This is a genomic window from Microbispora triticiradicis, from assembly GCF_005864065.1.
Lineage (GTDB): Bacteria > Actinomycetota > Actinomycetes > Streptosporangiales > Streptosporangiaceae > Microbispora > Microbispora triticiradicis.
Map to the genome: position 1 here is coordinate 128,975 of NZ_VANP01000015.1, position 20,250 is coordinate 149,224.

Here is a 20,250-nt window from a genome sequence, read left to right on the forward strand (position 1 = left end):
GGCGACAAATCGCCTGGAAAATGACTGAAACACACAAGCGGACCGCCGATTTGTGGCTCCAACAAATCGCCATGCAGGGGTGTTCACGGCACGCCGGCATGGAAGAATTCATACAGGCTTTCGAATCATCAAGTGGTGAGGAGGTGTGATGGATCTGTTCGACACTGATCCTGAGCACCTCCGTCGTTCGAACGATAATGGTGATAGCGACTGGTGGGATCAGCTCACCGCCAACTCGCCCCTCTGGTCTTCCGAGGGCGCACTTGCCCGTGAATATGTGCCGATTGTTGACCCTACGGCGCGAAAGCATGCGAGCCGGTTCGACGATTCGGCGGAATCGCCCAACTTCGCCCGCGCATTCGAGACTCGTGGCGGCAACGCGCCCGATACTGAATGCACCGGTGATGAGACCGCGAGTGGTGTCTCTCCTGACGGCATCGGACGTGCCTGGAGCGACGATCCCGCTGCCGCTCCCAGCGGCGCTTTGGCGGGCGATCCGGGTGGTTTTCCCGGCGGCGCTTCTGGTGCTGTTCCCGGTGGCGCGTCTGACGGTGCCTCGGGCGCTGGCCAAGGTGATGCGGGCCGGGTTCGGGATGCGGGCCGAGGCCAGAATGCGGGTCGGGGTCGGGATACGGGCCCTAATCGGGACACCAAGGGCGCGCCCGGTGGTGCGTCCGGCAGCACCTCCGGCGCTGGCCGGAACGATGCAGACCCAGACTGGGATGCTTCTGGTGCTGGTGGGTCGTCGTCGTGGGTGGCGGTGGCGGCTGTTGGTGAGGCGGCGCGGGTGGTGGCGTTGGTGCCGGTGCCTGAGTCGGCGGAGGTGTGCCTGGCCGAGGCGGAGGAGTTGCTGGCGGCACGGGACCGGATCACTTCGGCGTTGGCCGCCCGGGTCGGCCGGGTGCATCGGGCCGGAGAGGCGAAGAACCATGGGCATGCCTCGACCAAATTGTGGCTGCGATCCGTCGGCGGGATGACCACCCCCGGAGCCGGTCGGTTGGTGACGATGGGCATGGAGTTGGGTCGTCTGTCGCGGGTGCGTGAGCGGTTCGCCGAGGGCAGCCTGGCGGAGGGGATCGTGGAGGCGATCTGCACCGCCACTGCGGGGTTGACCGATGAGCAGGCGATCACCGCTGAGGGGATTTTGCTGGAGTTGGCAGGTTCGGCGGGGGCTGCGGAGGTGGCCAAGGCGGGGCGGTATCTGCGGGCGGTGCTGGACCCCGACGGCCACGAGCAGGACGAGCAGGCCGACTTCGACCGCCGGTTCTTCCGGGTGCGGCGGCGCCGGAACGGCGGGCTGGAGGGAGAGTTCTACCTCCCGGTGGAAGCCGCCGCCCGGTTGCAGCACCTACTCGACGTCTACGCCAAGCCCAAAGCCGAGGGAGACGACCGCACCCCGAGCGTGCGGAACGCCGACGCGTTCATCGCGTTCCTGGAGAACAAGATCGCAACCGAGCTCCTGGTGCTCGTCACCGCCGAATCCCTCCCCGACGACCCCCCAGCCGGCGAACCCTCACGCGAGCCCGCAGGCACCACCCCCTCAGGTGATCCCACAGCCAGCCCTTCAGACGACCCCACAGCTGACCCATCTGCCGACCACCCCACCAGCGACCCCTCAGACGCCGACCCGAGCGACGGCCCTGGCCCCGACTCCTCCGGCACCTACCCAGGCCCTGGTCCCGATCCCGACCTGTCGGGCACCGGCCCGTTGGGCACCCAGCCCTCAGAGACCGGCCCTTCGGACGCCGACCCCTCAGACACGGGCTTCTTGGACACAGACCTGGGTGACGATCCTGGCCCTGAGCCCGGCTCGGGCGACGACCCCGTTCCCAGCACTGACGCCTGCACCGCTGCGGACTGCGGCTCCGGGGCCTGTGCGACCCGCGCTGACGCGACCTGTGCCGGTGCGACCAGCGCCACCAGCGAGCCCTGTGCCGCCAATTCCGCCGCCCCACCGTGGTCAGAAGGCAGCGCCCGACCAGAAGGCCGCGCCTGGCCGGGAGGTAGCGCCCGGCGGGGACGCGAGGCCTGGTCAGGGGGCGGTGCCTGGGCGGGGGTGGAGGGCAGTGCCCCGCCGGGGGTGTGGTTGCGGGGGTTGCCGGGGCTGATCCTGGCGACCGGGCATCTGCTGCCTGTCGCCGGCGTGCATCGGCTGGCCCGTACCAGCACTTTGGTGCGGATCGTGATGGACGCCGGTGGGCAGGTGCTGGACATGGGCCGCAAGGTCCGCCTGGCCACCCCGGCGCAGCGGCGGGCGGTCTTCGCCCGGTATGCGACCTGCTGGGTGGACGGCTGCCCGCTGCCCGCCACCCTGTGCCAGATCGACCACGCCGAGGACTGGTGCAGCGGCGGGCTGACCGACCTCAAACTGCTGGGACCGGCGTGCCAGTTCCACAACCGCGACCGCTACCGCCACCCGAACCGCTACACCCGCCACAAGATCGGCGACGACCGCTGGGCCTTCACCTACCACAACCCCCGAAACCCCCGCACCACCCGGCTGCGGGTGTAGAGGTGGGTGCGTGGGAGCCGGGCGGGCCGTCAGAAGCCGAGGCCGGTCAGAAGCCGAGGCGGTCGGGGGCGACGAGGATGCCGTCCTCGTCGCTGTAGAGCCATTCGCCGGGGGCGAAGGTGACCTCTCCGAAGGTCACCGGGACGTCGACCTCCCCCAGGCCGGTCTTGGCGCTCTTGCGGGGATTGGAACCAAGTGCCTTGATGCCGAGGTCCAGGCCGGCCAGCGCCGCCGTGTCGCGTACGGCGCCGTTGACGACCACGCCCGCCCAGCCGTGCTTCAGGGCGGCGGTCGCGATCACGTCGCCGAGCAGCGCCGTACGCAACGACCCGCCGCCGTCGACCACCAGCACCCGGCCCTCGCCCGGCAACCCGATGGCCTGTCTGACCAGCGCGTTGTCCTCCAGGCAACGGATGGTGGAGATCCGACCGGAGAACCGCGGACGCGAGCCGTACGAACGGAACTGGGTGAGGCAACTGCGCAGCGCGTCGCCGTGGGCGTCGTAGAGATCAGCGGTGGCGAAGCTCATGCGGGAATTGTGCCAAAGCGCCTCGTCAGGGCAGCCTACGGCTCTCGCCGACCGCCAGGTCCCACAGGTCGCCGGGGTCGAGGCCGCGCGACTCCCAGGCGGCGCGGGCCTCGCGCACCGGTTCCAGGAGCGGCTCGCCGGACAGCACGAAGGTGCCCCAGTGCATCGTCGCCATCCGCCGGGCGCCCACGTCGATGCATCCCTGTACGGCCTGCCCGGGATCGACGTGGGAGACCTTCATGAACCAGCGGGGATCGTAGGCCCCGACGGGCATGAGGGCGAGGTCGATGCCCGGATAACGCTCACCGATCTGGGCGAACCGTTCCCCGTAGGCCGTGTCACCCGCGAAGTAGACCCGGTGCTCGGAGGAGGTGAGCACCCAGCCGCCCCACAGTGTCCGGCAGGTGTCCCACAACGTACGGCGGCTCCAGTGGTGGGCCGGGACGAAGTCGAACGACACCTCGCCGAGGCGGGCCGACTCCCACCAGTCCAGTTCGGTCACGTTGTGGAAGCCCCGGCGCCGGAACCAGGCCGCGAGCTTGGCGGGCACGAAGACGGCCGTGTCTCGCGGCAGGCGGCGGATGGTCGGCGCGTCGAGGTGGTCGTAGTGGTTGTGACTGATCACGACCGCGTCGACCTTGGGCAGGTCCGACCAGGCGACGCCGGGAGGGGTCAGCCGCTGGCGCACTCCGGGGATCTTCCGGGACCACACCGGGTCGGTCAGGACGGTCAGCCCGCCGATCTGCAGCACGAACGTCGCGTGGCCGACCCAGGTCACCATGGTCTCGGTCGCGGCGGCGCGGGGCAGGCCCACACGTTGGACAGGAATCTGGTCGCCGTCGCCGATGTCGGGCCTGAGCTGCCCGTGCCACATGACGCTCGTCACCTCTCGGAAGTCCGGGAGGGGAGCGGTCAGCCGGTCGGCGAAGCTCGACGGCCACCGGCGGGGAGTGGTGGCGGGCCGTACGACGACATCGGAAGAAACGCGTATTTCTGGGGCCTCAGGGCTCTCCGGCTGGATCGTCTGCGACATGGGGAACTCCCTTCCGCTCTCATGATCCCCACGAGACCGGAAATATTCCTCCTACGACCGGCGGATTCGATTCCCCCTCCATCGCGCCCTCGCCCACAGGGGACGCAGCCGGGGATAGCCGCCGTCGTCGAGGCCGGCCATCCGTTCGAAGAGGTTCCACGAACCCGGATGGCCGCAGAGGGCGAAGGAGACCGCCGAGGCGACGAGGTACAGCACGACCATCGGCAGGCCGACGCAGAAGGCGTACTGCGTGGCGTGGCGCGCCTCGTGGTCGAGCAGCCGGCCGCTGAGATAGCCCTCGCCGTACTTGGTGAGGATCACGTTGCCGACCGTGAAGGCCCCGGCGACCGGGAACGGGATCCGGTAGCCGTGCGCGTAGACGAGCCCCCGCTCCCCCCTGCACGTGCGTGCCCGGCCAAGCCTCGCGATCAGCAGGCCGAGAGGCGTGGAGAGATTGGCGTAGTTGATGACCTGCCGGACCCGGTGCGACCGCCGCATGTCCCCAGGATCGGCGACTCTCCAGAGCCGGGCAAGGCTTACGCCCGGCCGTACGACCGCAGCAGCCAGGAGCCGGTGGAGCGGGTCACGGCCACGGCGGCCGCGACGGCGAGGACGCCGCCGTAGAGGTACCAGTAGCCGGCGGGGTTCCCGGCGATGGCGAGGTCGCCGGCCCGCTGCGGCGTGGACAGCACGAACGACACGAGGAGCCAGCCGGCGGCCGGGACGAGGGCCCCCAGCTTGCCGCCCATCATCCTGCCCATCGCGTACGGCAGGGCGAACAGCACGACCAGCCACGCGATCGCCGCGATCGGCAGCCCGCCCAGGTACCACGCGTGCTGGAAGCCGCCGACGACTCCCAGCACGAGCCCCAGCAGGAAGAGCATGCCGTAGGCCGCGCCTGCCACGGCCCCGGCCACAGGACCGGCGTCAGGGCCGGGACCGTCCTCGGCCCCGACCTGCGTCTCCTCGGTCTCCGGGGTCATAGCGCCAACCTAGCCGATGCCGGAGAACAGGTCGCTCTCGCGGTCGTACGGCTCGCCGATGCCTCCCGCCTCCGGGGGCACGCCGATGCCGGGCGGCCCGGGCACCCCCGCGCGCAGGATGTAGTGCTCGACTCCGAGGATCTGCTGGCCGACGTTGTTCGACAACGCGAACCAGGGCGCGTCGACCGCGATCTGGGTCGCGTGCGCCCGCATCGCGTCGATCTTGGCCTCGACGTACGGCCGGGCGTCGATCTCGGTCGTCACGTCCTCGTCGGGGCACGACGGCAGGTCCTCGACCGAGTCGGGCACCCAGAAGCCGACGCGGGTCTCGCGCATCGTCTCCGTCGTACGCCGCAGCACGGACCTGGGCATCGCGGTGCAGTAGAACTTGGCGACACGCCACGGCTCCCCGCCGGGGTGCTCCGGGTCGGCGGCCAGTTCGAAGGCCCGCCAGGAGACGCGGTACGCCTGGATGTGGTCGGGGTGGCCGTAGAAGCCGTTCTCGTCGTAGGTGACGAGCACCTGCGGCCTGATCTCCCGGATCACCTTGACCAGCTCGCCCGCGGCCTCGTCGAGGCCGGCCCGCCAGAAGCAGCCGGGGCGGTCGTTGGCCGCCCCGCCCATCATCCCCGAGTCGCGCCAGCGGCCGGCGCCGCCGAGGAACCGGTGATCGGTGACGCCGAGCGCCTTGCACGCAGCGGTGAGCTCGCCGATGCGGTACGTGCCGAGGGTGTCGTCCCGGTCGGCCGCGTGGTGGGCGAGCTCCGGGGGGATGACCTCACCCTCCTCGCCGAGGGTGCAGGTCACGAGCGTCACGTGGGCGCCCTCGGCGGCGTACTTGGCCATGGTCGCGCCGGTGCCGATGGTCTCGTCGTCGGGGTGGGCGTGCACGAGCAGCAGACGGCGGTCAGTCATGCCTCCGAGGGTAGTGCCCTCCTGCTGGCAGTATGAGGAGCTATGACGGAGAGCTTCCCACGGTTGCATGCCAGGACCCGGCGGTTCACCCTCGGGGTGCCGCGCGGCTTCACGATCTCCCCCGACGGGGGTCGTGTGGTCTTCCTCAGGACGAGGTCGGGCACCGATCCCGTGACGTGCCTGTGGGAGCTGGACGTGCTGTCCGACGGCGCGACCGGCACCGAGCGGCTGGTCGTCGACCCGCTCGCGCTCGGCGCGGCCGACGAGGACCTGCCGCCGGAGGAGCGCGCCCGCCGTGAGCGGTCGCGGGAGTCGGCCGGCGGCGTGGTGGCGTACGCCACCGACCGGGAGACGCGGCTCGCCGTCTTCGCGCTGTCCGGCGAGCTGTACCTCGCCGAGCTCGCCACGGGCGAGGTGCGGCGGCTCCCGGCGGCGGGGCCGGTCATCGATCCCCGCCTCGACCCCACCGGCACCCGGGTGGCGTACGTGACGGGCGGTGCCCTGCACGTACTGGAGATCGCTACCGGGACCGACACCCTGCTCGCCGAGCCGGAGAGCGACACGGTCACCTACGGCCTCGCGGAGTTCATCGCGGCCGAGGAGATGGACCGGATGCGCGGCTACTGGTGGTCGCCCTCGGGGGACCGCCTGCTCGTGGCCCGGGTGGACGAGGCTCCGGTCGCGCTCTGGCACATCGCCGACCCGGCCAACCCCTCCCGCGAGCCCGTCCCCCAGCGCTACCCCGCCGCCGGCACGGCCAACGCCGAGGTCACGCTGTGGGTCATCGGCCTGGACGGCACGCGTACGGAGGTGCCCTTCGAGCAGGAGTACCTGGCGACGGCCGTGTGGGACGCCCACGGCCTCGCGCTCGTGACGCTCTCGCGGGACCAGAGGAGCATGCGCCTGCTGTCGGCGGACCCGGACACGGGCGAGACGACGATCCTGCGTGAGGACACCGATCCGGCCTGGGTGGAGATCGTCCCCGGCGTGCCGGCGCGTCTTTCCGGCGGGACGCTCGTCTGGGTGGCCGACGCCGACGGCGGGCGCCGCCTCGTGGTCGGCTCCGAGCCGGTCACGCCGCCGTCGCTGCACGTCCGCGCGGTGCTCGACGTGGACGGTGACACGGTGCTCTTCCAGGCGAGCGGCGACTCCACCGAGATCCACCTGTGGACGTACCACGACGGCACCCTCAGCCCGGTGACCACCGAGCCGGGCGTCCACTCCGGCCGCCGTGCGGGCGGGACGACGCTCGTCATCCGGCAGAGCCTCGACACCGAGGGCGTGACGGTGTCAGTCAGACCAGCGTCGGCAGGGGGATCCTCGATCAGGTCGGTGGCGGAGCGGCCCGGCCTGGAGCCGCGTGTCTCGCTGGTCCGCGCGGGCGAGCGCGAACTGGCCGCGGCGGTCCTGCTGCCGTCCTGGCACGTGCCCGGCTCGGGCCCGCTGCCCGTCCTGATGGACCCGTACGGCGGGCCGCACGCGCAGCGGGTGCTGTCCGCCCGGCGGATGTTCCTGGAGTCCCAGTGGTGGGCCGAGCAGGGCTTCGCGGTGATCGTGGCCGACGGGCGGGGCACGCCGGGGCGCGGCCCGGCCTTCGAGCGGGAGATGCTGCACGACTTCACGATCTCCCTGCAGGACCAGGTGGACGCCCTCCAGGGCGTGGCGGCCCTGCACCCGGGCGATCTCGACCTGTCGCGGGTGGCGATCCGGGGCTGGTCGTTCGGCGGCTACCTCGCCGCGCTCGCGGTGCTGCGCCGCCCGGACGTGTTCCACGCCGCCGTCGCGGGGGCGCCGGTCACCGACTGGCGGCTGTACGACACCTGCTACACCGAGCGCTACCTCGGCCACCCGGACGAGGGCCACTACGAGAGGTCGTCCCTCCTGGGCGACGCCGAGAAGGGCGCCGGAAGCGAGAACGGGAAGCAGGAGCGCCCGCTGCTGCTGATCCACGGCCTGGCCGACGACAACGTGGTCGCCGCGCACACGCTGCGGCTGTCGTCGGCCCTGCTCGCGGCGGGGCGCCCGCACACCGTGCTCCCGCTGTCGGGCGTCACGCACATGACCCCGCAGGAGGTCGTCGCCGAGAACCTGCTGCTCCTGCAGCTCGACTTCCTCAAGAAGTCCCTGAACATGACCGGCTGAACATGACAGGGTGAGTTACCGGGCGGTGCCGTGCCAGCTGTCCCACAGCGCGGCGTAGGCGCCGCCCGCCGCCACCAGTTCGTCGTGGGAGCCCAGCTCGCTGATCCGGCCGTCCTCCACGACGGCCACCCGGTCGGCGTCGTGCGCCGTGTACAGCCGGTGCGCGATGGCGATCACCGTACGGCCCTCCAGCACGGCCGCGAGCGAGCGCTCCAGTTGGCGGGCGGCCCGCGGGTCGATCAGTGAGGTGGCCTCGTCCAGCACGAGCGTGTGCGGGTCGGCCAGGACCAGCCGCGCGAGCGCGAGCTGCTGCGCCTGGGCGGGCGAGATCGCCGCGCCGCCCGAGCCCACGGTCGTGTCCAGGCTCCGCGGCAGCGCGGCCACCCACTCCCAGGCGTCCACGGCCTCGAGGGCGCGGCGTACGTCCGGGTCGGCGGCGTCCGGACGGGCGATCAGCAGATTGTCGCGCAGCGTGCCCCGGAACACGTGGTGCTCCTGGGTGACCAGCGCGACGTGCCCGCGCAGCTCGTCGAGCGGCAGCTCGACCAGCGGGACCCCGCCGACCGTGACCGACCCGGTCCGCGGCCCGTGCACCCCGGCCAGCAGCCGGCCGAGCGTGGACTTGCCCGCACCGGACGGCCCGACCATGGCCAGCCGCTCCCCCTGGCGTACGTCGAGGTCGACGCCGTGCAGCACGTCGTGGCCGGGGCGGTAGGCGTACCGCACGCCGCCGGCCTTCAGCTCCTCCCCCACCGGCCGGGCGGTTCCGGCCACGCGGTCGTCGGGGACGCCGCCGACGCCCAGGAGCCGGGCCATCGAGGCCCCGCCGACCTGCAGCTCGTCCGTCCACGACAGCAGCCGGTCGAGCGGGTCGATGAGCTGCTGGACGTACAGCGTGGCGGTGGTCACCTGGGCCACCGACACCCAGCCCTCGATGTGGAACAGCCCGCCGACGAGCAGGGTCGCCACGACCGGGACGACATAGCTGAACTCGACGGCCGGGAACCACACCATGCGCAGGCCGAGGGTGTAGCGCTCGGCCGCGAACGACCGGGCGATGTCCCGGTCGGTCCGCTCGTGGCGGCGGTCCCGCAGGCCCAGCGCCTCGATGGTGCGCGCGCCCTCGACCGTCTCGGCCAGGCCCTCGGTCATGTCGGCGTACGCCGCGTTCTCGCGCAGGTAGCCGTCCCTGGCGCGGGTGAGGTACCACCTGGTGGAGATCCACAGCAGCGGTACGGCGATCAGCGACGGCACGGCCATGAGCGGCCCGACGAGGATCACGGCGCCGACGACGAAGGCGCCGGTCACGACGGCGATCAGCGTCTCCGGCACGGCGTGCCGCACGGTGCGCGACAGCGCGTCCACGTCCCGGGAGGTGCGGGTGAGCAGGTCACCGGCGCCGGCCCGCTCGACCGTCGACAGCGGCAGCGCGAGCACCTGGCCGACGAAGTCCTCCCGCAGTTCGGCCAGGACCTTCTCGCCCAGCCGGGAGGAGGCGTACACCGCGAACCTGATCAGCACCGCCTGCGCGGCCACGAAGGCGGCGATGGCCAGGGCGACGGCGTCCACGCGCAGACCGGCCCTGCCCTCGGCGAGGCCCTCCACCAGGCCGCCGAGCATCCGGGGGGCGACCAGGCCCGCGACGGCCGCGAGGGCGTGCAGGGCCAGCGCCAGGCCCAGCTCACGCGGATACTTCAGCGTCAGCCGGCGCGCGTAGGCGCGCACCTGCGCCCGGTCGGCGACCGGCAGGATCTCGCGGGCCATTCCTGAACCTCTCAGTCCTCTCCGCGGGTGACGGCCGAGCGGTAACCGGGCGACGTGCCGAGCAGCATGCGGTGACCGCCCTCGGCCCGCACCACGCCGCCCTCGACGTACAGCACGTGGTCGGCCCGGTCCAGCACGAGCGGGCTGGTCGTGCAGACGAGGGTCGTCCGGCCGGCCCGCGCCTTGCCCAGCCGCTCGGCGACGCGGGCCTCGGTGTGGGCGTCGACGGCGCTGGTGGGCTCGACCAGGATCAGGATCTCGGGGTCGGCGAGCAGCGCCCGGGCGAGCCGCAGCCGCTGCTGCTGGCCGCCGGAGAACTCCCGGCCCGACTCGGCCACGTACGCGTCGAGCCCTTCGGGCAGGGCCGCCACGATGTCCTCGGCGCAGGCCGCGTACAGCGCCTGGCCGATCTCCTCGTCGCCGGCCGTGCCACGCACGTCCAGCTCGTCGCGCAGCCGTCCGGAGAACAGCCGCGCGCCGTTGTCGGCGACCACGATGTGCTCCCTGACCTCGGCGAGCGGCAGGTCCGCCAGCGGCGCGCCGCCGAGCGTGACGTCGCCGGGGGCGAAGGCGCCCAGGCGGTCGGCGACGGCGATCGCGTCCTCGGGCGCGGCGGCGGCGAGCGCGGTCAGCCGTCCGGGCCGGACCTCGACGCCCGACTCGCCGTCGCGGAGTGTGCCCTCGCCGGCGGTGAAGCGGGCGTCGCCACCCGTGATCTCGGGCTCCAGCGACAGGATGCGGCAGACGCGGCGGGCCGCCACGTGCCCCTTGGTGAGCTTGTCGGCGGCCTCGGTCAGCGTGCGCAGCGGCGCGATCAGGAAGACCGCGTAGCCGTAGAACGCCACGAGCTGGCCGGGGGTGATGCGGCCGTCGAGCGCGAAGTGCGCGCCGAGCCAGGTCACGCACGCGATCAGCACGCCGGGCAGCAGGATCTGGGCGCCTTCGAGCAGGGACTCCACGGAGGCCACCCGGACGCCGGCGTGCCGTACGCGCTGCGACTCCTCGCGGTAGCGCGCGGCGAAGACCTGCTCGCCGCCGACTCCCCGCAGCACCCGCAGGCCCGCCACGATGTCGGCGGCGCGGGTGGCGAGGTCGCCCTGCAGGTCGCGCTGCTCGTGCTGACGCCGGTGCAGCGGCTTCAGCAGGGGACCCACGGCGGCCGCCATCAGCGGCACGCCGATCAGCACGACCAGGCCGAGCGGGACCGAGGTGGCGATGAGGATCACCGTCACCGCGACGATCGCGACGACCGCCCCGGCGCCGCGCAGCAGGATGTCCATCGCGTTGCCGATCTGCGCGATGTCCGAGTTGCCCACGCTGACGACCTCGCCGGTCGACAGCCGCTTGGGCAGCGTCGCCCCGAGCCTGGCCGCCTGCCGCACGGTTACCTGCACGGTGCGGTACGCCGCCGACAGCCAGGTGAAGACGGCGAAGCGGTGGCGCATGACCCCGGTGACCGCCTGGACCACGCCGAGCCCGAGCAGCACCGCCGACCAGGTGAGGAGCGTTTTCGAGTCCGCCGCGGTGACGGCGTCGACGGCCCGGCCGATCGCGGACGGCACCAGCGCCTGGCCCAGCCACCACAGCACCGAGAGGCCCACTCCGGCCAGCAGCGGGGCGCTCTGGGCGCGTGCCACCCACCACAGGTACCGGAGGGGCCCGCGGGCGTCGGGAGTGCCGGGATCGGCCACAGGAAGAGAGCGCATGGTTGTTCCAGCCTCGCAAGATCGCAGGTAGGAGGGCAAATCGTTTTCTTTGTCGTCAACCAGGGTTGACATGGTTCGCGCTGTCAACCTATGTTGACGACATGAGCGACACGGCACAGCTGGCGAGCGACGCCGGCAGCCGCGATCCGGCCATCGGCCTGCGGGCCGTACGGGCCCTGCGGCTGCTGGTGGAACGGCTCGAGGCGCTACAGGTGGAGAACGCGCGCGCGGCGGGATGGTCCTGGCAGGACATCGCGCTCCTGCTCGGGGTGTCCCGGCAGGCGGTGCACAAGAAGTACGCGGGCGGCCGAGGACTGCTGAGACGGGAGAAGTAGATGTTCGAACGGTTCACCGAAGACGCCCGGCAGGCCGTGAGGCAGGCCGTCGAGGAGGCCCGGCGACTGCGGCACGGGCAGGCGGGCACCGAGCACCTCCTGCTCGGCCTGCTGAGCGTCACGGAGTCGGCCTCCGCCCGGCTCCTCGCGGCCCGTGGCGTCGACCACGAGCGGGTGCGCACGGAGATCCTGCGGATCCGCGGCAACGCGGCCGGCGGGGAGATCGACGCGGAGGCCCTGGAGACGATCGGCATCGACCTGTCGGCCGTGCGGCGGAAGGTCGAGGAGGCCTTCGGCCCCGGTGCGCTCGACCACGAGGCGCCCCGGGGCCGGCGGGGGGTTCCCGGCGGCAGCCGCTGGGCGACCGTCACCCCGCGGAGCAAGAAGGTGCTCGAGCTCGCGTTGCGCGAGGCCGTCGCGCTCAAGAGCAAGGAGATCCGCGACGGGCACATCCTCCTCGGCATCATCCGGGAGGGCGAGGGCCTGGGCGTACGGGTCCTCACCGACGCGGGGGTGAACCTGGTCGCCCTCCGGGAGGACGTCAAGAGTCACCTGGCCGGCGCGGGGCGGCAGCGGTAACAGTGGTGACCGGGGTCGACCGGCCGGTCAGTCGGTCGCGGCCGCGACCGCGTCCGTGACGCTTCCGTAGATGGGGAACGCGGCGTACAGCCCGGTCACCGTGAGGATCCTCCGGAAGACGCCCTCGACACCGGCGATCCTCATGAAGCCCCCCGCCTCGACGGCGCGGTCGTGCGTCTCCAGCAGCAGCCGCAGCCCCATGGAGTCGCAGAATCCGAGCCGGGCGGTGTCCAGGACGAGCCGGGTGTGGCCCTCGTCGAGCAGCTTGTCCAGCGCGGGGCGGAGCCGCTCGCCCGAGATCACGTCGAGCTCACCGGTCAGGGTGACGAGAGTGTACGTCGCCTCATGGCTCACCGTGACGGCAAGTCTCGTCGTCATCGCCTGTCCTCAGCCCGGAAAGATCTACAGAGAAGCTACACCTCTGAGCATCCCACGGCGACAGGGACAGGCAAGGCGTTGACGGCGACCGCGCCTCACCCTCGATCGCTCAGCCCGGACACCGCCTCCGTCACCGCCGCCGTCATCGGCTCGGGCGCCTGGGCGAGCCGGATGACGTTGACGTCGGGATCCGCGAGAGCCCACAGTGACGCCAGTCCGTTTTCCGACGCGCTGCCCGGCTCGACCTGCATGAGGACGAGTTGCTGGCCGGAGGCGCTCCTGGCGGTGTAGAAGTCGTACTCGAACGCCAGCTCGCCGGCCAGCCGATGACGGAACCGTTTGGTGTCGGTCGTCCTCGGCCGCAGGTCGCGCTGGCTCCGCAGGCGGCGGAACTCCTCGCTGTGCTCCTCGAGCTCCTGAACGAGCTGGGGCAGGAGCGGATCATGCGGATCCATCGCCGCGACGGTCTGTATATGCGCCACCTTGAGATTGGCGGTCTTCTCCCAGTCCGCGTAGAAATGGACGGCCTCGGGGTTGAGGAAGACCAGCCGGATGAGGTTGTCGTTGCACTCCATTCCCGCGTAGAGCGCGTCGGCCAGGCGGTTGGTCGCGAGCATGTTCATCCAGCGGTCGATGATGAACCCGGGTGTCCGCGTCCATCCGCGCAGCACCCGGAGGAGGGAGGGCGCGGCCTCCTCACGGTGTTCGACGACCCGGCACCGCTTCGGCAACGGGTGGGCGAGCGCGTACAGATACTCGACGGCCTCGGGGTCGGGGCACATGACCCTGGCGAGGGCGACGAGGACCTGGTCGGAGGGATTGCGTTCGCGCCCCTGTTCCAAACGCGAGTAGTAATCGGTGCTGATGCCCGCCAGGACGGCCACCTCCTCCCGGCGGAGCCCCGGGGTACGGCGGTGGCCGACCCGCGCCAGGCCGACCTGCTCGACCGGCGTGGCCTCCCTGCGCGCCCGAAGGAACTCTCCGAGGAACCGGTTCCGTTCCATACCTCCACAGTAGGCGGCGTTTTCCCGTCTGAGGGGGAGTACTACACCAAGGTTGGGTGCGTCCTGGCTGGTGAGCGGCGGAGCGCGGATTCTGGAGACGTGGCGCCACCTGGCCTTCGAGGAGTGACCGACCATGTCTCCGGAACGACCACACCGCACGCTGCGACGGGTGAACGAGATCACCAGGAGGCTGGACGCCGTCAACCGTGGCGGAACCGTGGGCCGGGTCCCCGAGCCGTACGGGTACGGGCCGGTCTCCCGGCTCGGCCGCAGCGTCAACGGCACCCTCGCGCGCCTCGACGACGCGAACCGGCGCCTCAGGGAGCTGCGCGACCGGCAGCGGCGGTGCGCCGCCGACCTCTCGCATGAGCTGCGTACCCCGCTCACCGCGCTGCGCACGCGGTTAGAGGACGCGCGGTCGCATCCCGATGACGCCAGCCTGCCGGCTCTGCTTGAGCAGACGCTCGGCGACGTCGACCGGCTGGAGTCGATCGTCACCGACCTGCTGCTGCTCACCAGGCTGCGCGCCGCCGAACCCGGGTCGACGATGCGGCTGGACCTGGGCCGCCTTGTACGGGACGAGACCTCCCTCCAGTCCTGGGGGTGCAGCGTCCACCTGAGTCTCCGGCCGGGGGTCGTGGTCGAGGTGGCGGAGGACCTCGTCCGACGCGCCCTGGCCAACCTGCTCGACAACGCGGTGCGGCATGCCAGGACGCGTGTCCGGGTGGAGGTCCGGCATGGGAAGGACACCGGTGAGCTGCTGATCACCGACGACGGGGACGGGATCCCCCATGGCCAGTGGGAGCGGGTCTTCGATCCGTTCTACCGGCTGGACGCCGCCCGCAGCCGCGCGCAGGGCGGCCCGGGCCTCGGCCTGACCATCGCCAGGGAGATCGCGGAAGCACACGGCGGCGGCCTGCAGGTCAGGGATTCGTCCGCCCCCGGGGCGTTCTTCCTGCTGTGGCTCCCGCTCGCGAAGGGTGCCTGATCACGCCGGCCGGAGAGCCGTCAGCGGTCGCCCGCGACCTCGTACAGTCCGCCCATCTCCGGGCCTGGGGGGTGCCGCGGGCCCGCGTCGGACGCGCTGCCGAGCGCCTCCTCGACCGTCGGGTGCTGCTCGAAGACGTTGCGCAGACCCGTGATCGTCAGCACCCGGCGCAGCACGCCCTGCACGCCGCTCAGGATCAGCCTGACGTTCGCGGCCTGACCCCGCTGAAGTGCGGAGATCAGCTCGCTCAGCCCCCGGGAGTCGCAAAACATGATCTTGGCGACGTCGATGACGACGACAGAGATCCTGGACGACTCCCAGACCTGCCGCAGCTCCTCGCGCAGCAGGCGGGCGGTGGTCGCGTCCAGGTCGCCCTCCGCGTACACGACGAGAGCGTCGCCTCGCGCGACGGACGCGACCTTCAAGGTCGAACGGGGACCGGACACGGACATGCACACTCCTCGCCTGCGGGTTCACGGCAGACGTGTTACGCCAACACAAATCACACGTTACCCGGGAGCAGGGGAGGTTATGTGCCCGGACACCGGAACTCGGGGCCCCAGAGCGGTGTCGCGCTACTTGGAAGCCGACCTGAGGTAGTCGGCGTTCATCCGGGCGATCGTGTCGAACGGGATGCCCTTGGGGCACACGGCCGTGCACTCGCCGGTGTTGGTGCAGCCGCCGAAGCCCTCGGCGTCCATCTGCTCGACCATCGCCCTGGCCCGGGAGTCGCGCTCCGGCTGGCCCTGCGGCAGCAGGCCGAGATGGGTGATCTTCGCGGCGGTGAACAGCGAGGCCGAGCCGTTGGGGCAGGCCGCGACGCAGGCGCCGCAGCCGATGCAGGTCGCGGCGTCGAAGGCGGCGTCCGCGTCCTCCTTGGGCACCGGGACGGCGTGGGCGTCGGGCGCGGACCCGGCGGGGACGGAGACGAACCCGCCCGCCTGGATGATCCGGTCGAACGACGACCGGTCCACCACCAGGTCCTTGATCACCGGGAAGGGCGCGGCCCGCCACGGCTCGATGGTGATGACCGCGCCGTCCTCGAAGTGCCGCATGTGCAGCTGGCAGGTGGTGGTGGCGCGCTGCTCGCCGTGCGCCACCCCGTTGATGACCATGCCGCACATGCCGCAGATGCCCTCGCGGCAGTCGTGGTCGAAGGCGACCGGGTCGTCGCCCTCCAGGATCAGCCGCTCGTTCAGCACGTCGAGCATCTCCAGGAACGACATGTCCGGGGAGACGTCCTCGACCCGGTAGGTCACCATCCGCCCCTTGTCGGAGGAGCCGGACTGGCGCCAGATCTTCAGGGTCAGGTTCACTTGTAGCTCCGCTGGGTCATCTTCACGTACTCGTAGTCCAGCTCTTCCTTGTGCAGGACCGGGCCGTCGGGGGTCCACTCCCACGCGGCGACGTACGCGAAGTTCTCGTCGTCGCGCAGCGCCTCGCCGTCGGCATCCTGCGACTCGGCCCGGAAGTGGCCGCCGCACGACTCGGTGCGGTGCAGGGCGTCCACGCACATCAGCTCGGCCAGCTCGAAGAAGTCGGCCACCCGACCGGCCCGCTCCAGCGCCTGGTTGAGCCCTTCGGCGTCGCCCGGCACCTTGACGTTGTTCCAGAACTCCTCGCGCAGCTCGGGAATGCGCTCCAGCGCCTTACGCAGCGACTCCTCGGTGCGCTCCATGCCGCAGTAGTCCCACATGATCCGGCCGAGCTCGCGGTGGTAGGAGTCGGCCGTACGGGTGCCGTTGACGGAGAGGAGCCTGTCGATTCTGTCCTGGACGGCCTTCCTGGCCTCGGCGACGTCGTCCTCCTCGACCGGTCCGAACGCGCCGGCCCCGGCGAGGTAGTCGCCGATCGTCGTCGGCAGCACGAAGTAGCCGTCCGCCAGGCCCTGCATGAGGGCCGAGGCGCCCAGGCGGTTCGCGCCGTGGTCGGAGAAGTTGGCCTCGCCGATAACGAACAGGCCGGGGATGGTCGACTGGAGGTCGTAGTCCACCCACAGCCCGCCCATCGTGTAGTGGACGGCCGGGTAGATGCGCATCGGGACCTCGTACGGGTTCTCGCCGGTGATGCGCTCGTACATCTCGAAGAGGTTGCCGTACTTCTTCTCGACGGCGTCGCGGCCGAGCCGGGCGATGGCGTCGGCGAAGTCGAGGTAGACGCCGAGCCCGCCCGGGCCGACGCCGCGTCCCTCGTCGCAGACGTTCTTGGCGGCCCGGCTGGCGATGTCACGCGGCACCAGGTTGCCGAACGCCGGGTAGATGCGCTCCAGGTAGTAGTCGCGCTCGTCCTCGGGGATGTCGGCGGGGGCCCGGCCGTCGCCCTTGCGCAGCGGCACCCAGACGCGGCCGTCGTTGCGCAGCGACTCCGACATCAGGGTCAGCTTCGACTGGTAGTCGCCGCTGACGGGGATGCAGGTCGGGTGGATCTGGGTGAAGCAGGGGTTGCCGAAGTACGCGCCCTTCTTGTGCGCCCGCCAGATCGCCGTGGTGTTGCAGCCCTTGGCGTTGGTGGACAGGAAGAACACGTTGCCGTAGCCGCCGGTGGCCAGCACGACCGCGTCGGCGAGGTGGGTCTCGATCTCGCCGGTGACCATGTCGCGGACCACGACGCCCCTGGCCCGCCCGCCGCTGACGACGATCTCCAGCATCTCGTGGCGGGTGTGCATCTCGACCGTGCCGGCCGCGATCTGGCGCTCCAGCGCCTGGTACGCGCCGAGCAGCAGCTGCTGGCCCGTCTGGCCGCGGGCGTAGAAGGTGCGCGACACCTGGGCGCCGCCGAAGGAGCGGGTGTCGAGCAGGCCGCCGTACTCGCGGGCGAAGGGCACGCCCTGCGCCACTGCCTGGTCGATGATGTTCACGCTGACCTGGGCGAGGCGGTAGACGTTCGACTCGCGGGCGCGGAAGTCGCCGCCCTTGACGGTGTCGTAGAAGAGCCGGTAGACGCTGTCGCCGTCGCCGCGGTAGTTCTTGGCGGCGTTGATGCCGCCCTGCGCGGCGATCGAGTGGGCCCGCCGGGGCGAGTCCTGGTAGCAGAACGACTTGACCTTGTAGCCCAGCTCGCCGAGCGTCGCGGCGGCCGAGCCGCCGGCCAGACCGGTGCCGACCACGATGACGGTCAGCTTGCGCTTGTTGGCCGGGTTGACCAGCTTGGCCTGGAAGCGCCGGGTGTCCCAGCGGTCCTCGACGGGACCCGACGGTGCCTTGGTGTCCCGGATGGGCTCCCCGGTCCGGTACGTGCCGGGCCGAGGCGGGGACACGGGCAGGGACACGGACGAAGACGGAGACGGGGACGGCGACGGGGCCACCGGCTCCTGCTGCTGGCGGCGGCGGAACTTCACTTGACCACTCCGATCATGATGCAGACGGGCGCCGCGACGAATCCGACCACGAGCACCGCGGAGACCACGGCGGCGCCCGCCCTGAGCGCGTTCCGGACGCGGGGGCGGCGGGTGAGGCCGAGCGACTGGAACGCGCTCCACAGGCCGTGCCGCAGGTGAAGGCCGATCATGACCATGGCGACCAGGTAGAACAGCCCCACCCACCAGCGGCCGGGCTGGAAGCCGGCGATCATCCGGTCGTACGGCGTGGCGTCGCCGCCCTCGGGGTTCACCGTGCCGAAGGTCATGTCGAGCAGGTGCCAGATCACGAACAGCACGATGATCACGCCGCCGTAGCGCATGGTGCGCGTGGCGTACCCGCCGGCCTGCGACCTGCGCTTGGCCGCGTACTTGACGGGCCGCGCCTTGGCCGCGCGGCGGGCGAGCGACACGGCCGCCCACATGTGCAGCGCGACGGCGAGCACGAGCACGATCTCGGTGATCGTCAGCAGGGTCCGGTCGGGCAGCGCGGGTGAGCCCACGGTACGCAGCCAGTCGGCGTAGTGGTTGAAGGAGCCGGCGCCCAGGAAGATCTTGAGGTTGCCGAGCATGTGGCCGAGCAGGAAGAGCACGAGCACGGCGCCCGTGACGGCCATGACGGCCTTCCTGCCGGCGGAGGTGCCGAACAGGCCGCGCCGGGCGGGCGTACGCGGGCCGGGACGGGCCGACGCGCGGGACACGTCCCGCCGGGGAACCGGCGCGGTCGCCGAGCCACGCCCCACCGAGCCGTGATCAACAGAGCCGTGATCAGCAGGGCCGTGCCCCGAAACATGATCGACAGAGTGGTCAATGGTGGCAGTCACGTATGGAAACGCTAGGTTCGGTCTTTCCAGGCGTCCAAGTCATCGCGGTTCTGGTTTCGATAGCCGGGGGCTATGCCCTCTGCGCCGTACGCATGCGGGGCCGGGACGCGCCGGGCGGGTGCGACCAAACTCACAGTCCGGGGGCCGCATCGGGCCGCCGTCGACCATAGCCGTAGGCTATCGAGCTGTGCAGCTCCAGCAACTGGCCTACTTCACGGCCGTGGCAGAGACGCGGCACTTCACCCAGGCCGCCGAGCGGATGCGGGTCGCCCAGCCGTCGCTGAGCAAGCAGATCAAGAGCCTTGAGACGGAGCTGGGAGCCCCGCTGTTCAGCCGGGCGCGGGGGAACGTCACGCTCACACCGGCGGGTGAGGCGCTGCTGCCGCTCGCCCGCCGCATCCTGGCCGACGCCGACACGGCCCGGCGGGAGGTCGCCGAGCTCGCGGGGCTGCGGCGGGGGCGGGTCCGCCTCGGGGCGACCCCCTCCCTGTGCGCCGGGTTGCTGGCCGACGCGCTGGCCCGCTTCCACCGCGACTACCCTGGTGTGGAGTTGCGGGTCGAGGAGGGCGGGTCGCGCGACCTGGTGCGGGACCTCGCCCGCGGCCAGCTCGACCTGGCGCTGATCATCCTGCCGCTGCAGAGCAGCGATCCGGCCCTGGTCACCCAGGAGATCCTGAGCGAGAACCTCGTCGTGGTCTCCGGGGGCGACCGGGGGCGCAAGCCGTTCATGCGGATCGAGGACCTGCGCGGACGGCCCCTGGTGATGTTCCGCCGGGGCTACGACGTGCGGGAGGCGACGCTCGCCGCCTGCCGTCAGGCGGGCTTCGAGCCCCGCTTCGCGGTGGAGGGCGGGGAGATGGACGCGGTGCTGCGCTTCGTCGAGGCGGGGCTCGGCATCGCCGTGGTGCCCTCGATGGTGCTGGAGAACCGGCCGGGGCTGGTCGGCACACCGCTGGTGCCGGGGCTCCGCCGTACGGTCGCCCTCGCCCACCGCAAGGATGTGGAGCCGACGCGGGCGGCGCAGGCCTTCCGCTCGACACTGCTGTCGTTCCTGAGCGAGGCCGCGCACGCCGGGACCCTCGCCCCCGGAATCGAGGCACTCGTCGCGATGTGAGTAGCCATGTGAGTAGCCATGGGAGCCGCACCCCGCCCTCCCCTGACGATAAGTTTGTCCCCACGATGCTGCCGACGCTGACCGAGAGG

At 71.6% G+C, this 20,250-nt stretch carries 19 protein-coding genes; 6 read left to right on the plus strand and 13 right to left on the minus strand.

Annotated elements, in window-relative coordinates; all coding sequences use genetic code 11:
* Nucleotides 1-760 precede the first annotated feature (760 nt).
* Entirely contained in the window at nucleotides 761-2,512 is a 1,752-nt protein-coding gene (locus FED44_RS29650; protein WP_167521629.1) for an HNH endonuclease signature motif containing protein, read from the plus strand.
* A gap of 46 nt (nucleotides 2,513-2,558) precedes the next feature.
* Here FED44_RS29650 and rraA read toward each other — a convergent pair whose 3' ends face one another.
* From rraA to mshB, 5 genes are read right to left on the minus strand one after another with little or no spacing between them, the layout of a single operon-like run.
* Complete coding sequence (gene rraA, locus FED44_RS29655) at nucleotides 2,559-3,041, minus strand: ribonuclease E activity regulator RraA (RefSeq protein ID WP_138462763.1); 483 nt, start codon at nucleotides 3,039-3,041, stop codon at nucleotides 2,559-2,561.
* A gap of 25 nt (nucleotides 3,042-3,066) precedes the next feature.
* Nucleotides 3,067-4,074: an MBL fold metallo-hydrolase gene (locus FED44_RS29660; protein WP_111701346.1), complete on the minus strand. Its 1,008-nt coding sequence runs from the start codon at nucleotides 4,072-4,074 to the stop codon at nucleotides 3,067-3,069.
* Nucleotides 4,075-4,125: 51 nt separating this feature from the next.
* Nucleotides 4,126-4,572: a hypothetical protein gene (locus tag FED44_RS29665; protein WP_111701345.1), complete on the minus strand. Its 447-nt coding sequence runs from the start codon at nucleotides 4,570-4,572 to the stop codon at nucleotides 4,126-4,128.
* A gap of 38 nt (nucleotides 4,573-4,610) precedes the next feature.
* Entirely contained in the window at nucleotides 4,611-5,057 is a 447-nt protein-coding gene (locus FED44_RS29670; RefSeq protein WP_111701344.1) for a DUF6113 family protein, read from the minus strand.
* 9 nt (nucleotides 5,058-5,066) lie between these two features.
* Complete coding sequence (mshB, locus tag FED44_RS29675; RefSeq protein ID WP_111701343.1) at nucleotides 5,067-5,972, minus strand: N-acetyl-1-D-myo-inositol-2-amino-2-deoxy-alpha-D-glucopyranoside deacetylase; 906 nt, start codon at nucleotides 5,970-5,972, stop codon at nucleotides 5,067-5,069.
* A 42-nt stretch (nucleotides 5,973-6,014) separates the two neighbouring features.
* On the opposite strand from mshB, the gene FED44_RS29680 reads away from it, so the two are divergent.
* Nucleotides 6,015-8,114, plus strand: coding sequence for a DPP IV N-terminal domain-containing protein (locus FED44_RS29680; protein ID WP_138462764.1), 2,100 nt, complete (start codon nucleotides 6,015-6,017; stop codon nucleotides 8,112-8,114).
* A gap of 15 nt (nucleotides 8,115-8,129) precedes the next feature.
* On the opposite strand, the gene FED44_RS29685 is transcribed toward FED44_RS29680, so the two are convergent.
* Together FED44_RS29685 and FED44_RS29690 are read right to left on the minus strand one after the other, a co-directional pair.
* The gene (locus tag FED44_RS29685) at nucleotides 8,130-9,878 is read right to left on the minus strand and encodes an ABC transporter ATP-binding protein (RefSeq protein WP_138462765.1); all 1,749 of its coding nucleotides are present in this window, start codon (nucleotides 9,876-9,878) and stop codon (nucleotides 8,130-8,132) included.
* A gap of 11 nt (nucleotides 9,879-9,889) precedes the next feature.
* Nucleotides 9,890-11,584 (minus strand): ABC transporter transmembrane domain-containing protein, encoded by a 1,695-nt coding sequence (locus tag FED44_RS29690; RefSeq protein WP_111701340.1) that lies wholly within the window; start codon nucleotides 11,582-11,584, stop codon nucleotides 9,890-9,892.
* A 101-nt stretch (nucleotides 11,585-11,685) separates the two neighbouring features.
* Between FED44_RS29690 and FED44_RS29695 the strand changes: the two genes are divergently transcribed.
* On the plus strand, nucleotides 11,686-11,919 hold the full coding sequence (locus FED44_RS29695) for an RNA polymerase subunit sigma-70 (protein WP_111701339.1): 234 nt from the start codon (nucleotides 11,686-11,688) through the stop codon (nucleotides 11,917-11,919).
* Nucleotides 11,920-12,498: a Clp protease N-terminal domain-containing protein gene (locus FED44_RS29700; RefSeq protein ID WP_138462766.1), complete on the plus strand. Its 579-nt coding sequence runs from the start codon at nucleotides 11,920-11,922 to the stop codon at nucleotides 12,496-12,498.
* Between the two features lie 27 nt (nucleotides 12,499-12,525).
* On the opposite strand, the gene FED44_RS29705 is transcribed toward FED44_RS29700, so the two are convergent.
* Nucleotides 12,526-12,876 carry an STAS domain-containing protein gene (locus tag FED44_RS29705; RefSeq protein ID WP_111701337.1) on the minus strand — a complete coding sequence of 117 codons (351 nt, stop codon included), beginning with the start codon at nucleotides 12,874-12,876 and terminating at the stop codon, nucleotides 12,526-12,528.
* A 95-nt stretch (nucleotides 12,877-12,971) separates the two neighbouring features.
* Complete coding sequence (locus FED44_RS29710) at nucleotides 12,972-13,880, minus strand: helix-turn-helix transcriptional regulator (protein WP_138462767.1); 909 nt, start codon at nucleotides 13,878-13,880, stop codon at nucleotides 12,972-12,974.
* Between the two features lie 169 nt (nucleotides 13,881-14,049).
* Between FED44_RS29710 and FED44_RS29715 the strand changes: the two genes are divergently transcribed.
* Nucleotides 14,050-14,868, plus strand: coding sequence for a sensor histidine kinase (locus FED44_RS29715; protein WP_167521630.1), 819 nt, complete (start codon nucleotides 14,050-14,052; stop codon nucleotides 14,866-14,868).
* Nucleotides 14,869-14,888: 20 nt separating this feature from the next.
* Here the strand turns inward: FED44_RS29715 and FED44_RS29720 are convergent, their stop codons facing one another.
* The 4 genes from FED44_RS29720 to FED44_RS29735 all read right to left on the minus strand — a co-directional run bounded on the left by FED44_RS29720 (nucleotide 14,889) and on the right by FED44_RS29735 (nucleotide 18,966).
* The gene (locus FED44_RS29720) at nucleotides 14,889-15,320 is read right to left on the minus strand and encodes an STAS domain-containing protein (RefSeq protein ID WP_111701334.1); all 432 of its coding nucleotides are present in this window, start codon (nucleotides 15,318-15,320) and stop codon (nucleotides 14,889-14,891) included.
* A 123-nt stretch (nucleotides 15,321-15,443) separates the two neighbouring features.
* Entirely contained in the window at nucleotides 15,444-16,184 is a 741-nt protein-coding gene (locus FED44_RS29725) for a succinate dehydrogenase/fumarate reductase iron-sulfur subunit (RefSeq protein WP_111701333.1), read from the minus strand.
* On the minus strand, nucleotides 16,181-18,124 hold the full coding sequence (locus FED44_RS29730; protein WP_111701379.1) for a fumarate reductase/succinate dehydrogenase flavoprotein subunit: 1,944 nt from the start codon (nucleotides 18,122-18,124) through the stop codon (nucleotides 16,181-16,183). Before FED44_RS29730 ends, FED44_RS29725 begins: the two co-directional genes overlap by 4 nt.
* 77 nt (nucleotides 18,125-18,201) lie before the next feature.
* Nucleotides 18,202-18,966 (minus strand): succinate dehydrogenase cytochrome b subunit, encoded by a 765-nt coding sequence (locus tag FED44_RS29735; RefSeq protein WP_244302374.1) that lies wholly within the window; start codon nucleotides 18,964-18,966, stop codon nucleotides 18,202-18,204.
* A gap of 268 nt (nucleotides 18,967-19,234) precedes the next feature.
* Between FED44_RS29735 and FED44_RS29740 the strand changes: the two genes are divergently transcribed.
* Nucleotides 19,235-20,161, plus strand: coding sequence for a LysR family transcriptional regulator (locus FED44_RS29740; RefSeq protein ID WP_111701332.1), 927 nt, complete (start codon nucleotides 19,235-19,237; stop codon nucleotides 20,159-20,161).
* Nucleotides 20,162-20,250 lie beyond the last annotated feature (89 nt).

What these genes read in the sequence shown, in the direction of transcription:
- FED44_RS29670 (WP_111701344.1), bottom strand. Translation starts at nt 5,057, where the DNA reads ATGACCCCGGAGACCGAGGAGACGCAGGTCGGGGCCGAGGACGGTCCC.
- FED44_RS29685 (WP_138462765.1), bottom strand. Translation starts at nt 9,878, where the DNA reads ATGGCCCGCGAGATCCTGCCGGTCGCCGACCGGGCGCAGGTGCGCGCC.
- rraA (WP_138462763.1), bottom strand. Translation starts at nt 3,041, where the DNA reads ATGAGCTTCGCCACCGCTGATCTCTACGACGCCCACGGCGACGCGCTG.
- FED44_RS29665 (WP_111701345.1), bottom strand. Translation starts at nt 4,572, where the DNA reads ATGCGGCGGTCGCACCGGGTCCGGCAGGTCATCAACTACGCCAATCTC.
- FED44_RS29700 (WP_138462766.1), top strand. Translation starts at nt 11,920, where the DNA reads ATGTTCGAACGGTTCACCGAAGACGCCCGGCAGGCCGTGAGGCAGGCC.
- mshB (WP_111701343.1), bottom strand. Translation starts at nt 5,972, where the DNA reads ATGACTGACCGCCGTCTGCTGCTCGTGCACGCCCACCCCGACGACGAG.
- FED44_RS29720 (WP_111701334.1), bottom strand. Translation starts at nt 15,320, where the DNA reads ATGTCCGTGTCCGGTCCCCGTTCGACCTTGAAGGTCGCGTCCGTCGCG.
- FED44_RS29680 (WP_138462764.1), top strand. Translation starts at nt 6,015, where the DNA reads ATGACGGAGAGCTTCCCACGGTTGCATGCCAGGACCCGGCGGTTCACC.
- FED44_RS29660 (WP_111701346.1), bottom strand. Translation starts at nt 4,074, where the DNA reads ATGTCGCAGACGATCCAGCCGGAGAGCCCTGAGGCCCCAGAAATACGC.
- FED44_RS29695 (WP_111701339.1), top strand. Translation starts at nt 11,686, where the DNA reads ATGAGCGACACGGCACAGCTGGCGAGCGACGCCGGCAGCCGCGATCCG.
- FED44_RS29705 (WP_111701337.1), bottom strand. Translation starts at nt 12,876, where the DNA reads ATGACGACGAGACTTGCCGTCACGGTGAGCCATGAGGCGACGTACACT.
- FED44_RS29710 (WP_138462767.1), bottom strand. Translation starts at nt 13,880, where the DNA reads ATGGAACGGAACCGGTTCCTCGGAGAGTTCCTTCGGGCGCGCAGGGAG.
- FED44_RS29690 (WP_111701340.1), bottom strand. Translation starts at nt 11,584, where the DNA reads ATGCGCTCTCTTCCTGTGGCCGATCCCGGCACTCCCGACGCCCGCGGG.